At 38.4% G+C, this 13216-nt stretch carries 11 protein-coding genes; 1 reads left to right on the forward strand and 10 read right to left on the reverse strand.

Translation table 11 applies throughout. The annotated features are described in order from the left end of the window. The 7 genes from D1B33_RS16995 to D1B33_RS17025 form a co-directional block, all read right to left on the reverse strand. Nucleotides 1-330 (reverse strand): cytosine permease (locus D1B33_RS16995; protein WP_199677446.1); only part of this gene is annotated, 330 nt, incomplete at its 3' end. A gap of 484 nt (nt 331-814) precedes the next feature. Beyond that, entirely contained in the window at nt 815-1201 is a 387-nt protein-coding gene (locus tag D1B33_RS17000; RefSeq protein ID WP_118877609.1) for a RidA family protein, read from the reverse strand. Between the two features lie 38 nt (nt 1202-1239). After that, nucleotides 1240-2898, reverse strand: coding sequence for a PucR family transcriptional regulator (locus tag D1B33_RS17005; RefSeq protein WP_233549521.1), 1659 nt, complete (start codon nt 2896-2898; stop codon nt 1240-1242). Nucleotides 2899-3136: 238 nt separating this feature from the next. Next, on the reverse strand, nt 3137-4468 hold the full coding sequence (locus D1B33_RS17010) for an allantoinase (protein ID WP_118877610.1): 1332 nt from the start codon (nt 4466-4468) through the stop codon (nt 3137-3139). A gap of 231 nt (nt 4469-4699) precedes the next feature. After that, nucleotides 4700-6058 (reverse strand): allantoinase AllB, encoded by a 1359-nt coding sequence (gene allB, locus D1B33_RS17015; protein ID WP_118877611.1) that lies wholly within the window; start codon nt 6056-6058, stop codon nt 4700-4702. Next, nucleotides 6058-7530 carry an allantoin permease gene (gene allW, locus D1B33_RS17020; protein ID WP_118877612.1) on the reverse strand — a complete coding sequence of 491 codons (1473 nt, stop codon included), beginning with the start codon at nt 7528-7530 and terminating at the stop codon, nt 6058-6060. The genes allB and allW overlap by 1 nt, the downstream gene beginning before the upstream one ends. A 97-nt stretch (nt 7531-7627) precedes the next feature. Beyond that, a complete protein-coding gene (locus D1B33_RS17025) occupies nt 7628-8602 on the reverse strand; it encodes a 2-hydroxyacid dehydrogenase family protein (RefSeq protein WP_118877613.1) in 975 nt (324 codons plus the stop codon). A 467-nt stretch (nt 8603-9069) separates the two neighbouring features. Between D1B33_RS17025 and D1B33_RS17030 the strand changes: the two genes are divergently transcribed. Beyond that, nucleotides 9070-9927 (forward strand): alpha/beta hydrolase, encoded by an 858-nt coding sequence (locus D1B33_RS17030; protein ID WP_118877614.1) that lies wholly within the window; start codon nt 9070-9072, stop codon nt 9925-9927. 83 nt (nt 9928-10010) lie between these two features. On the opposite strand, the gene D1B33_RS17035 is transcribed toward D1B33_RS17030, so the two are convergent. From D1B33_RS17035 to D1B33_RS17045, 3 genes are all read right to left on the reverse strand, one after another. Further along, nucleotides 10011-10877 (reverse strand): fumarylacetoacetate hydrolase family protein, encoded by an 867-nt coding sequence (locus tag D1B33_RS17035; protein ID WP_118877615.1) that lies wholly within the window; start codon nt 10875-10877, stop codon nt 10011-10013. Nucleotides 10878-11355: 478 nt separating this feature from the next. Next, complete coding sequence (locus tag D1B33_RS17040) at nt 11356-12345, reverse strand: sensor domain-containing diguanylate cyclase (RefSeq protein WP_118877616.1); 990 nt, start codon at nt 12343-12345, stop codon at nt 11356-11358. Between the two features lie 263 nt (nt 12346-12608). Further along, entirely contained in the window at nt 12609-13172 is a 564-nt protein-coding gene (locus D1B33_RS17045; RefSeq protein WP_118877617.1) for a DUF4256 domain-containing protein, read from the reverse strand. Nucleotides 13173-13216 lie beyond the last annotated feature (44 nt).

Here is a 13216-nt window from a genome sequence, read left to right on the forward strand (position 1 = left end):
TTTTGTTCCGAAAGACATTCTAAGCTGTACAACGTATGGTACCCCTGATTTATAGCCCAATCTATCGTTTAATGCAAAAATTGTTGAAATGATCGCTATCGCAAGCAGAGCTGCCAGAAGGGTCTGGAATATGTTTAATGTAGCCATTCCCGCTACAATTACACTGGCTCCCAGCGTCATATTCCCTATATTTACTCCATCGCCAATCCACATGAAGATATAGTCTTTTGGCTTAACGGTTCTTTCCTGATCTGATTTCGGATGAAGTGAATCATCCATCGTTGTGAGATGTTCAACTCTTGTCATTTCTGTATCGTTTGTTTTAGACATATTTACACTCCCCGTTTTATCGTATGATGTCTTAATGCTACACTGATTCTGGACGATAAATAAAAGTTTAACCTTTTACTATATATTAATCTCCTATATATCGTGTTTGTAATAGGAATGGAATGGTAATTTTCCGCTACAATAGGAACTTCCACGTTATTAATTAAATATTTTAAAGCTAATCATTCAAACTTTAATATCTTCTCGGAAACGTTTTCATTCGGAACACATTTTTATTATACATCGCTTTTTCGGGGAGGTCTTTATATCTATTAAACAAAACGCACAAACACTTACTATCAACAATGCATAACAAATGCTACAACACGCACTTCTATGAACAAGCCTTTGTGCACATTGAACAACCCACAGGATTATAAATAATGGGAATAAAGTAAATTACAGCAAATCTATGCGTTATTCCCCAAAAATAGGGGATTTTTAAAAAGGCACCGGTATTTTCCCAGTGCCATGCCATAATAATCTACTGTCCTTTTCTCTTGGCAATCATTTCAATCTCTACTTCCGCACCCAGCGGCAATGCTAAAACCGCTACACAAGTTCTAGCCGGGTACGGTTCATTAAAGAACGTTTCATATACTTCATTCATGGCAGTAAAGTTATTCATGTCTGTCAGATATACATTTACCTTTACCACATCATCAAGTGTAAGATTTGCTGTTTCCAATACTTCAATTAAATTTGTAAAGCATTGCTTCGTTTGTTCCGCTATATTTCCTTGCAGATTCTTTCCTGCCTCGGCATTCATTGCAGTCTGTCCGGATAGAAAAATAAATCGATCCGCTTCCACTGCATGCGAATAAGGTCCTGATGCAGATACATTGTTTGCACGATACGTCTTCCTGGCCATACTTGACACTCCTAATCTTTTCAAATAATAAACTTTAACTACTTATGGATTTTTTCACGTTCAAGAAGTTCAATAATCTTTAGTCCAATTTGAACTAATAACATTTCTTCAGCATCATCAAAATTCATCCCTGTAATTTCCTTGATTCGTTCAATACGATAAACAGCTGTTTTATAGTGAATAAAAAGTTGCTGAGATGTTTTTGTTGCATTTTGATTGCACTGCAGAAAAACTTTTAATGTGGTTAATAAATCTGTTTTATTGGCTTGTTGATAATTTAGCAGCGTTTGTAAAGATGGCGGAATAAAATCCTTTAGCTCCTCGGAGTTAGTGAATTGACCAAGCATCCTGAAGACTCCCAATTCAGAATAGGATGTAATGGATTCTTTGCCATTTAAAACCTCACCAAATTCAAGGGCATCTTTAGCCTTTTTATAACTTTCGGAAATCTGATCAATTTGTTCCGATAACGTTCCAATCCCTACTTGAATAAGTATATCGTCCTTTTGTTTTTTCACCAATTCCACGATAATTGATACTCTTTCTTCAATTCTAGGCAGCCATTCTCCATCTTCGATATCCGCTTTCCAGAGCACTACTTTCAAACCGCTTTTACTGCCAATAATCGCATTTGGCACATACTGATAAATCGCCTCATGAAGCAATGTCTCTTCATTGCCATTGGTTATTCCATGTTTCACTTGTTTAGAAGAAATCAGTTCATTATCTTTTCTTATTTTGAATAAAACAACTGCAAATGATCCTTCTATATCCCAACCAATTAAGTTGGCATCTTGGTAAAGTGTATGCGAAGGTACTTTTCCTTCGATTAATTGTTCCAGTAAATCGTTTTTAAACCGCTTGTCCACCTCTGCTACGGCAAAGTTTTTCACAAATTCAAGCGAGAGCGAAGTCGCAGCATTTTCAACTGCTATAAAATCAAGTTCTGCCAAAGGTTTATTGATTTCACCAATTAATAGGTAAGTTTTTATATGGTTAATTGTTTCAATCGGAACAACGATTTGATGTCCAATCTTTTCTTCTTCACGATACTTAACGATTTGACGGTAATGCGGAAATTTCATCTCTTCTGTCTTGTCATAGTGATAGTTTTTTTCAGTAATTTCAAAATTCATTAGATAAGGAGATGTGGAAGCTAAACAAAAGAAATTTCGGTCAAATAACGCAACAGGATTTCCTATTAATTTCTCCAATGTTTCAATGATTTTTTCCGCACTTTCATCAGCCAAAGATAAAGCTGTAAACTGGTCATGAATCTCTTTATAATACTGAAGCTTTTTAACTTGAGTATTCAAAATTTCTTCCATCACGGGATACAAAATATCAACATAAGGAACTTCCCTGGGAATTTGAATAATTGGCAATTGGCATCTTTCCGCTTCATCGATTATGGACTGGGGAATTTCTTTTACAAAACGATGGTTTTTTATCACTAAAGCACTGACGCCTATTTCGGCTAATTTCGAAATAAACTGCTTTTGCTCCATCTCGCTAAAAAAACGGATGGGGTATAAACTTGTTAAAATCAGCTCTCCACCTTTTAACCAGTCTGTAATATCCGGCGCTTCCATAATGGTCGACCCTTTGACCACTTTATCCAAAAATTGCTCCCCGCTTAATACCTTTGCACTTTTAAGGGAGGATAATTTCAAAACATCTTTGACACGAAATTCCAATCAGCTTTCCTCCTTTCCAATACAATAAATCTCAACAATGTCTAGCTCCAGCGCCCAGCCCCTCGAGGTCGCTTCAGTCCCTCGGTCGAAAGCTGAAAAGACGCTTTCGATTCGGGCCTTCCAGCGCTTGTCGGGGCTAAGCAGGGCGCTTGCGCTTTTCTTCTTACCTATAGAAGAAAAGGGCAGAGAAATGCCTCGGCCCTTTTTCCGTTTTATTTGTTAATCATTGTAGATGCGATTAGGCTTTTGTAATTTGGCCGTTTTCATAAACAACCTCGCCATTTACAATAGTTGTCTTTACTTTCCCTTGGAACGTCATACCTACATATGGGGAATGTTGATGACGGTAGAATAAATCTTCTTTTTCCAATTTAAAGCTTTCATTTAAATTAACGATTGCGAAATCCGCATCGTAGCCAACAGAAATATTTCCTTTCGTTGATAAACCAAAGATTTTTGCAGGATTCGTTGCCATTAATTCAACAATCTTTTCCAAAGGTAGGTTGCGTTTTGCATATCCTTCTGTGAGCATAATATTAAATGTAGATTGCGCTCCAGAAATGCCGCCCCAGCCTTCAAAATAATTGTCCGTAATTGTCTTCATTGAAGCCGGCGCCGGTGAATGGTCAGAGGAAATTGTATCAACTTCGCCATTGGCAACTGCCACCCATAAATCCTCCAGCTCATCTTCGTCACGCAAAGGAGGTGCGCATTTTGCCAAACCGCCTTTTTCTTCGAGATCTTTTACAGTTAATGATAAATAATGTCCACATGTTTCAACAGTCACATCTACGCCTCTGCGTTTTGCTTCCTCTACTTCTTGCACTACTTTTCTGCTGCTGGCATGAACGATATGCAATTTGCATCCCGTTGCTTCAGCATAAGAAATAATTCTTCGAACAGCTTCTATTTCCGAAATAATTGGTCTTGATTCCACAAAATCACGTGCCGATGTTTTTCCTTCTTGCAGCTTTTTGGTTGCAAGCTGTTCACAGATTACTGTACTTTCCGCATGAACAGCAAGAAGTGAACCTAAAGAAGCGATTTCTGTCATTCCTTTAAATAGTGTTGCATCGTCGGCATTATGGAAATCCTCGATGCCGCTTGGCGACATAAACGCTTTAAATCCGATGACGCCATTCTCATGAAGTTCTTTTAAATTTTCAATATTCTCTGGTACCAGACCACCCCAATAGTACGGGTGAACAACCGATTTTTCTTCTGAAAGCTTTCTTTTTAACTCCAGGTTCTCTTTATTGATTGTTGGCGGCGTACTGTTCAATGGCATATCAAAATAAGCAGTTACTCCTCCTGCAGCCAAACTTTTACTGCCTGTTTCAACGCCTTCCCACTCTGTTCTGCCAGGTTCATTGAAATGCACATGGGAATCAATTAAACCAGGGAATACATGGAGACCTTCAGCATCAATTTCTTTAGCACCTGCTGCACTAATTTTTTGATCAATTGATACTTCAACAATCTTGCCATCCTTAACGGCGATATCTCCTTTGGCAATGGATTCCGAAGTAACAATGTGGCCATTTCTAATAATTAAATCGTAATTTGTCATGGTTAAGCTCTCCCTTTAATCAAATACGCCTTGGCGTATTAGTGTTCAGATTTTATTGAACAAAGGCCTGCACGATGCAGGTCATTTAGCCGTAGTCGCAGGACGCGACGATCTTAGGCTACTTCCTCTATTAACTGCCTTTAAAAATCTAAAACATCCACCGGAGGCCTAGCTTCATTCAGTAAGGTTTGCCCCACGGAAGAAGTTAAGCCAAGCGGATGGATGTATTCATTATCTTACTGCAGGCAATAGTTTTCCGATTGGTTCCCCAACAATTCCTTGTTCTTGATCGAAAACTACATTCCCGCGCACAATCGTTTTTGTGATGCGGCAATCAATTTTTCTGCCCTCATACGCACTAAATTTATTTTTGTAGTATAAATCTTCTCTTTTCACAACATAGGATTGATTTGGATCCAGTAAAATAATGTCCGCATCTTTAGTTACTGCAATTTCCCCTTTGTATGGCAAGTTGAAACGTTTTGAAGGGTTATATGCAATTAAGTCGACAAACTTCTCTACTGCTAAGCCGCGTTGTTTTACAGATAAGTCGAACATTAAATCGACGTTGTTTTGAACTCCGCTAATTCCGCCCCACGCTTCAAACATGTTACCTTGCTTCATGTCTTCAGTACATGGTGAATGGTCGGAAGTTAACCAGTCAATATTGCCATTTAATAATTCTTGCCATAATCTCTCTTGGTCTTTTGCTCTTCGAATTGGCGGCTGGCATTTTGCTCTTGGGCCAATTTCCCCTACTTGCTCGGCTGTCAGCGCAAAATAATGCGGGCAAGATTCAACCGTTACGTCTACTCCTTCAGAACGCGCTTTTAAAATTACTTGAATGGCTTCTGACGAACTAATGTGAACCAAGTGCAATTTACAGCCTGTTTCTTTCGCAAACAAAATGGCACTTTGAACTGCATCCACTTCAGTGAAAATTGGACGTGAATCAACATATTCCGCTGCAGATGTACGGCCTTCACGAATCATTTCTTCAGTTAGCTTTTTGGTAACATTCGGGTTTTCCGCATGGATACATAAAATTCCGCCTAATTCTGCAATTTTCTGCATCCCTTTGTAGAGCGAATAATCATCGACATGAGTGAAATCTCCTGGAATATCACTCGTAATATCGGAAAGGAAGCATTTAAATGCCAGAACTCCTGCATCGTACATTTCTTCTAATTTATCAATATTTTCAGGTACAAGCCCACCGTAGAAACCGTAATCAACATAGTTCTGATTAACCGCAGCTTCAAGTTTCAGATCAAGGTTCTCTTTATTAATCGTTGCCGGCAATGCATTCAGCGGCATTTCAACATAACTTGTCACACCGCCTGCTGCCATTGCTTTTGAGCCTGTTTCAAACCCTTCCCATTCCGTTCGGCCAGGTTCGCTAATGTGAACATGAGTGTCAACCATTCCAGGCATTACATATTGGCCGCTTGCATCGATTACTTCTTTTGCTTCATCTGTTATATTTACAGCAATGCAAGCAATCTTTTCATCTTTCACGCCGATATCCACTTTACGGACACCATCGCGAAATACAACATTTCCATTTTTGATAATTAAATCATAAGTCATTATAATTCCTCCCTAGATGCAGTTATATTAGGATTTTTATCCTCTACTGGAATAGAAGCCGGTTTCTTTGCGATCAATGAATATAGCGCAAAAGCGATAATTGTCCCTGTAAAGAACGACATATCATAAAGCGGTTTGAAGACAGGAACAAATTGGCCAATTAAACTAATCACTCCAGCTACGATAAGAGTTATAATCGCTGGCATATTGAATCCGTTTTGATAATGATAAGTGCCGCTCGAACCGTACAAGCCATCCAAATCAATGCGCTTTTTAGCAACAACAAAATAGTGGGAAAGCATAATACCAAGTATCGGGCTCAGTAAACCACCGATAATCCCCAAAAAGAGGAAAATACTTGTTGAACTTTCCATGAGCTTCCATGGCATTATTATTATTCCTACCACCGCTGCAATAAATGCACCCGATTTAAATGTTAACTTTTTCGGGAACAGCGATGCTAATTGATAACCTGCCGGAACAATATTCCCGGTAATGTTCACTGACAATGTTGTTAAACAAATTGTCAATACCGATACTGCAATTGCAAATGTGCTATCAAACTTCTCCACTACATCCAGCACATTCCAAATCGGAGTGCCAAATGCAATTTCTGAACCAACAATAATTGCTATACTTGCAAAGGCAAATAACAAGTATGAAAGAACCATTCCTGAAGCTTGCCCAATAGATTGAACTTTTTGCGAAACTGCTTCCCTTGTAAAATCCGACAAACTAACAGCAGGAGCCGCGAATGTGGCTAGAAGAGCACTTATACAGCCAAGGAAAACGAGCAGTTCATTTCCTTCAATTCCTTTCGGTACATAATCCAATATTGGACCAATGCCCCCTGCTAAGTTTATAGCCCAAATTGCCATTCCTCCAAACACGAGATAAATGATTGGAGACAGTATTTTTGTAAACTTCCCTATAATTCCCATTCCACCATAAACAAACAGAACATTTACGGCCCAGAATAATAGAAATGAAATTAATCCCGGTAAATTTAATCCGAAGAAGTTCCAATCGCCGCCTAATGTTAAGTAAGTTGGCCACAGCTTCCCGATCAAAATCGTTACAGCAAGACTGCCTGTATACGTTTGGAAACCAAACCACATAATCGCTGCAATGACCCCTCGGATTACACCCGGAACAATCGATCCTCTTGTCCCAAATGATGTTTTGAGCAGCATGGTAGAGGGAATACCATATTTAGCTCCCGAATGCCCTGCTAAAGAAAATAACACTCCCAAAATAATGGCTGCAAGCATAATTGCCCAAAATACTTGGCCGACTGATAATCCAAGCGCGAAAAACCCTCCGACTGTTATATAGGCTGGTACGTTATGAACGGATCCCATCCAAAGGGCAAAATAGTTGCCAAATCCCCACTTTCGGTCTTCTTCTTTAATTGGCAATAAATCTTTGCTTATAGTTTGTTCTTGCTCTGGCCGAGCCTTTATCTGTTCCACTCGACTCGCCTCCCTCTAGATGAATTTTCTTAGATGTCTTTGTGGTAACCCCTCTCACTCTAACGTTCTTATTAAATTCTTACTTGCAAATTTAATGTTAAGTATTTTTGCTTACACCGTTTACTACGTAGAGAGGATTGTCATTATTTAATACTTTTATGATGTTTTCAACAGCCATGACTGCCATCGCATCACGCGCTTCAAATGTTGCGTTGCCAATATGAGGCGTTAAAACAACATTTTTAAGTTTCTTTAAACCTTCTCCAATGGTTGGTTCAAACTCGAACACATCCAGAGCCGCACCTTCAATTACTTTATCCTCCAAAGCTTTCACAATAGCAGCTTCTTCCACGATTGGGCCACGTGCACAATTGATTAAATAGGCTGTTCTTTTCATCATTTCAAATTGTTCGGTACTAAACATGTGTTTCATGCTCGGGTCATAAGAACAATTTAGTGTAATAAAATCAGCTTGTTTCAATAGATCATGGAACGGTACATAGGTTGCATTTAAGGATTGCTCTATTTCCTCACTTTTTCGGCGTGGGTTGTAATAGATTACTTTCATATCGAATGCTGCAGCTCTTTTTGCAACCGCTTGTCCTATTTGTCCAAATCCGACAATTCCAATCGTTTTCCCCGTTACTTCACGCCCGCGGAAATAAAGCGGTGCCCAGCCATTAAAGCCGACTGTTCGGCATACTTCATCGCCCTCAACTATTCTTCTGGCTGCTGCTAATAAAAGACCGATTGTTAAATCCGCTGTTGCCGCAGTAGAGGCAATAGGAGTATTGGTAGCAGGGATTCCTTTCGAAGCTGCATATTCAAAATCCACATTATTGAAGCCCGCCCCATAATTCGCAATTATCTTCAGGTTCGGTGCTGAATCAATAATTTCTTTTGTGACGGGAGTTGATAATAAACTCAATAGGGCATCTTTATCTTGAATGCGTTCCTTTAATTCTTCTTCAGAAATTAATTTTTCGCCTGGAAATACTTCAACTTCATGCTGATCAGTTAACAAGTCGAGTCCCTTTGCCGGAATTTCCCCTGCTACTAAAATTTTTGCCATGTAAAACACCTCTTAATCGTTTTGTAATCGAGGATCATAACAATAAATCCTTTCCAAAATCCACTCTATTTAATCGAGAATACCGAGCAAGCGCTTTCAACAGCTATATAGTTCAAAAAATTGTACCTTTTCATTATATAAATAGAAAACAACAGATTCATTAGACACAATAGATAAAGTTAGCAGTAGTATTTTGGTTAAAGTAGATAAAATTTATTAACTTTTTGATAACGCTAAATAATGAGGCCAGGACCATGTAAGTGCAGAATCCGTCTTTAAAGAGCATTTTACGATTTTTATGAGCATATATACAGCTCACGAAGCCTTTTACCTAATTTACCGCTTCTGCAATGGCTCTATACTTTTATGATATAATTTATAAAACTAGATTTCATTGAATTGAACTTAATGATTTGTTGCACGTTAATAAAAGCGTTAATTATTTTAAAAAGGTGTGTCAAAACAAGATGAAAACAACTGTCGTTTACAAAAAAGGCGAACAATTCGAAATTAAGGCGGATTTCTATTCCGCCCCTGTACAATCCGCTCCTGTACTGGTTTATATTCATGGCGGCGGCCTGCTTTGGGGATCCAGAGAAGATTTAAAAGCTGAACAGGTTGAATTCTACTTGCAGTCTGGGTTCAATGTGTTTTCGATTGATTATCGACTTGCCCCTGAAACCAAACTCCCGGACATAAAAACCGATATTGCAGATGCACTCTCCTGGCTAAAGGTTGAGGGGACAGCACAGTTTGACTATAACCCAGAAAAAATAGCGGTGATCGGCGGCTCGGCTGGCGGTTATCTTGCCCTTTTATCCGGGACGCTCGATACAAAACCGCAAGCCATTGTATCATTTTATGGGTATGGGGACATTACCGGTGATTGGGCACGGAAACCAAGCCCCCATTATCAAAAAATGACCCCTGTTCCAAAAGAACTTGCAGACATGCTTGTATCAAAGGATGTTATTACCGTTGGACCAATTCAAAAGCGCTATGCCATTTATATGCATGCAAGACAAACTGGAGTTTGGATTGACAAAATAAGCGGCATGGACACTAAAGAACTGTCGGCGCTTTGCCCATTACACTTGGTTAACTCCGATTATCCACCAGCCCTTTTATTGCACGGAACAAATGATGAAGATGTACCATACGAACAGTCCGTAATCATGAGCGAAGCATTGACTGACGCTGGAGTGGAAAACCAATTAATCACGATTCCAAACGGAAAGCATGTGTTTGATGAAGATTGGGAAAATGAGGTTGTGAAAGATGCATTCAAGGATGTTGTTCAGTTTTTAAGGAAGCATCTTTCATAGAGGGGTTTTATAGTAGAAAACTCCTTAAAGGCAAAAGGTCGATCCGGAAAAATTCCAGATCGGCCTTTTGCAGTTTGGTTCCATTATTCCAGAACATTTACAAGGCTACCCAAATTTTCTATAGTTACTTCAACTCGATCTCCAGGTTTTAGCCAGTTTTGCTTTTCTTCCGGATAACCTAGAATAACTCCATCAGGTGTTCCGGTAAAGATAATATCTCCGGGTTTTAAGGTTACATGTTTGGAGACATAGCTTACAATCGTTGCACAATCAAATATCATATGTCTTGTATTGGAAGATTGACGAACCTCGCCATTCACTCTGCATTGAATAGCCAAGTTCGATATATCGATTTCATCGGCAGTTACCAACTCAGGGCCAATTGGTGCAAAATTATCAAGAGACTTGCCTAACAGCCATTGTCCTCCATCCAGAAATTGAAGATCGCGTGCAGAAAGATCATTGCCGACCGCATATCCAAACACATAAGAAAGTGCCTCTTCCTTTGAAACATTCTTTGCTTCTTTTCCAATCACAAGGACCAATTCGGCTTCATAATCAAACTTTTCAGCAACCTTCGGGAGCGGAATGGTCTGATTGTGAGCAGCCAACGCATTATTGAATTTGCTGAATAAAACAGGTAAAGCAGGAATGCTCATATTTGATTCATCAGCATGTTCGGCATAGTTTAAACCAACACAAACGATTTTTTCCGGCTGCGTGATGCATGGTGCATACTCGATTTCATTTTCAGGAATATACGAAACTTCTTTTTCCGCCAATTCCGCCAATTGCAAAAACGCCTTTTCACCTTCGGCAATCACTTGTTCAATAGTGGTAGGGACTTCTAGCGAATTCGCTGCTGCCGCTCCATTCACATCGATAATCCCCTTCTCAGTTTTGATTCCCAATCGAATTTGATCCGCTACTTTAAAATTAACAAATTTCATATTTCAAATCTCCTTTTTTAAATCTAGTTACTATATTTATGAGAGTTATATGCAAATTATTAATTAATCAATAGAATCTTCAATTTGTTTATCAATTCTAAAGCAGTATAGATGTTTGGCGTAATTCATATAGAAATGGCAACGCTATCTCTCAACCAATTTATTTTTGAATACCATACGAGTGAGAAATCATTCGGAATACAAAGCCTCAGCCTAACTCAATGTTGAAACTTAAAGGTAAATTCTACACCGATTAATATTCAGAAAATTTAATTAATAATCTTAAAATTTATGTTACTACCCAGGCTTCATATTTTCAATCTCATTTTTAAAGTAAGTCTGATAATTGAGAAATATATTGCGTTCGTTTTAGATTCCGATACTCCTTTCATCTTTAAAATATTTTGGATAAAAAAAAACGAAGAAAGCTTATTGGTTTCAAAGCCTCTTCGGTATAATTTAATTTTTATTATTTACGTTATTGCTTAATAGTACCCAGTAGTTCTTTGTTCCGATCATACTGCTTTCTTTTTATTTTATGTTCATACATCATTTGGTCAGCTTTCGCAAAAATTCGATTCATATTTCCTTTTGAACGGTCGCTACTTGCAAATCCGATAGATAAGTTGATTTTTCTGCCTAAACTACTATGACTATGCATATCAAGCTGAAGGTGAATTTTTTTAACCAATTCCTCTGTTTCATTTGCTGTTGAATTAGCATGTATAATAGCAAACTCGTCTCCGCCGATTCTTGCTACAATCACTGTGTCCGAAGAGAATTTATTCAATACTCCTGCTGCATCCTTAATTAATCGATCTCCTTCTTTATGGCCGAAATTGTCATTCACATATTTTAACTCGTCCAAATCACAAATAATGATTCCTACAGGGATATTTAATTGCTCATCGTACTCTGCATTCTTTTGCTCGAAGTATGCGCGGTTATATAAATCTGTCAACGCATCATGCTTGTATCGATATTCCAATTCTCTTTGCATCTGTACTCTTTCATCAATATTTCGTAATACTCCTTTTATTGCAACCAATTTTCCATTTTCATAAATCGGTGTTGCATACTCCTCAAACCATCTATATTCTCCACTTCTATCTTTCCAGCGTTGAATGATGCTTTTAGTGTAATCCAATTCACCATTAACCTTTTTATGGAAAATTTCATAATCATCCGGATGAATGTCCCTAAAGCATATTTCGGGATTTAAATAAGCCTCTTGAGCAGAGCCTTTCCCTAGAACATTGTCCGTTGAGGAACTTAAATATAAGAATTTTTTGGTTGGATATACTTGATAATAATATGATGAATCTTTTGTTGTTTCTGCTAAATCGCCAAAACGCGAAAAATTTTTTAGTTCTTTTATTTTCTTTTGCCACTTTTTATAAAGAAATGGCGCTGGCATCAACACCATTATAAGTGCCATTAAGAATCCTAAAGCAAAGTGTGTAACCATTACTTTTTGACCATCCTCACCACTGACTTTATTATGATTATTATACCATAATTTGTTATGTTATAAATAGCTCTTATAGTATTTTTCTCCTTGTTTAACTACAGAATTTACTATTAATTTATAATATATGCATATATTCGTTATATTTTTTCTTTCGATTTTTTAAAAAAAGAATCGGGGAAAACTCCCCCGATTCCTCATGATTATATTATTTAATTTTAAATCTAACCTCTCATATCTAGGAAGCAGCATTTACTGCAACCTTAAACTCTTAACAACCCGCGGAAACCTCTGGCAGCATAGTAGGAGTCAGCTCCATTGTGGTACGTAAAGACCGTATCGTAGCGGCGATCGCAAAAGAGTGCTCCACCGAGACTGCGTATATTGTCGGGTGTCTTCACCCAGCTGGACGTTTTCTTGTCGAACTCCCCAAGCTTTTGAAGCTCGCGATATTGTTCTTCCGTCAACATCTCGATACCCATTTCTGCTGCCATATTCATGGCGCTGTTTTCGGGTTTGTGTTTTTTCCTTGCTTCCAGCGCTTCCTGGTCGTAGCAAATACTTCTGCGCCCCTTTGGACTTTCAACTGAACAATCATTAAAAATATATTCATCATTGTTTTCATCGTACCCGATTACATCCGGCTCGCCCTCGGTTCTTTCCATTTCATAAAGCGACCATAATTTTTCCGTATTGGCTTCCAGCTTCCCTTGTACCTCAGACCATCCAAGACCTTCATGACGCTGCATGTTTTTTTCGAAACGGGCTTTCAATGTTTGGAGCAATTGTTCTTGTTGTTCTGTTGTTAGCATTTTGTTTTGTTCCATCCTTAAATCTCCTCGTGCAATTTATTTTTGAAAGATTCATTTTG

The sequence above is a fragment of the Ureibacillus yapensis genome (genome assembly GCF_003515775.1).
Lineage (GTDB): Bacteria > Bacillota > Bacilli > Bacillales_A > Planococcaceae > Ureibacillus > Ureibacillus yapensis.

Bases quoted from the DNA above. Each gene is read 5' to 3' on its own strand.
- D1B33_RS17000 (WP_118877609.1), bottom strand. From the start codon at position 1,201: ATGGCCAGGAAGACGTATCGTGCAAACAATGTATCTGCATCAGGACCT.
- D1B33_RS17010 (WP_118877610.1), bottom strand. From the start codon at position 4,468: ATGACAAATTACGATTTAATTATTAGAAATGGCCACATTGTTACTTCG.
- allB (WP_118877611.1), bottom strand. From the start codon at position 6,058: ATGACTTATGATTTAATTATCAAAAATGGAAATGTTGTATTTCGCGAT.
- D1B33_RS17025 (WP_118877613.1), bottom strand. From the start codon at position 8,602: ATGGCAAAAATTTTAGTAGCAGGGGAAATTCCGGCAAAGGGACTCGAC.
- D1B33_RS17030 (WP_118877614.1), top strand. From the start codon at position 9,070: ATGAAAACAACTGTCGTTTACAAAAAAGGCGAACAATTCGAAATTAAG.
- D1B33_RS17035 (WP_118877615.1), bottom strand. From the start codon at position 10,877: ATGAAATTTGTTAATTTTAAAGTAGCGGATCAAATTCGATTGGGAATC.
- D1B33_RS17040 (WP_118877616.1), bottom strand. From the start codon at position 12,345: ATGGTTACACACTTTGCTTTAGGATTCTTAATGGCACTTATAATGGTG.
- D1B33_RS17045 (WP_118877617.1), bottom strand. From the start codon at position 13,172: ATGGAACAAAACAAAATGCTAACAACAGAACAACAAGAACAATTGCTC.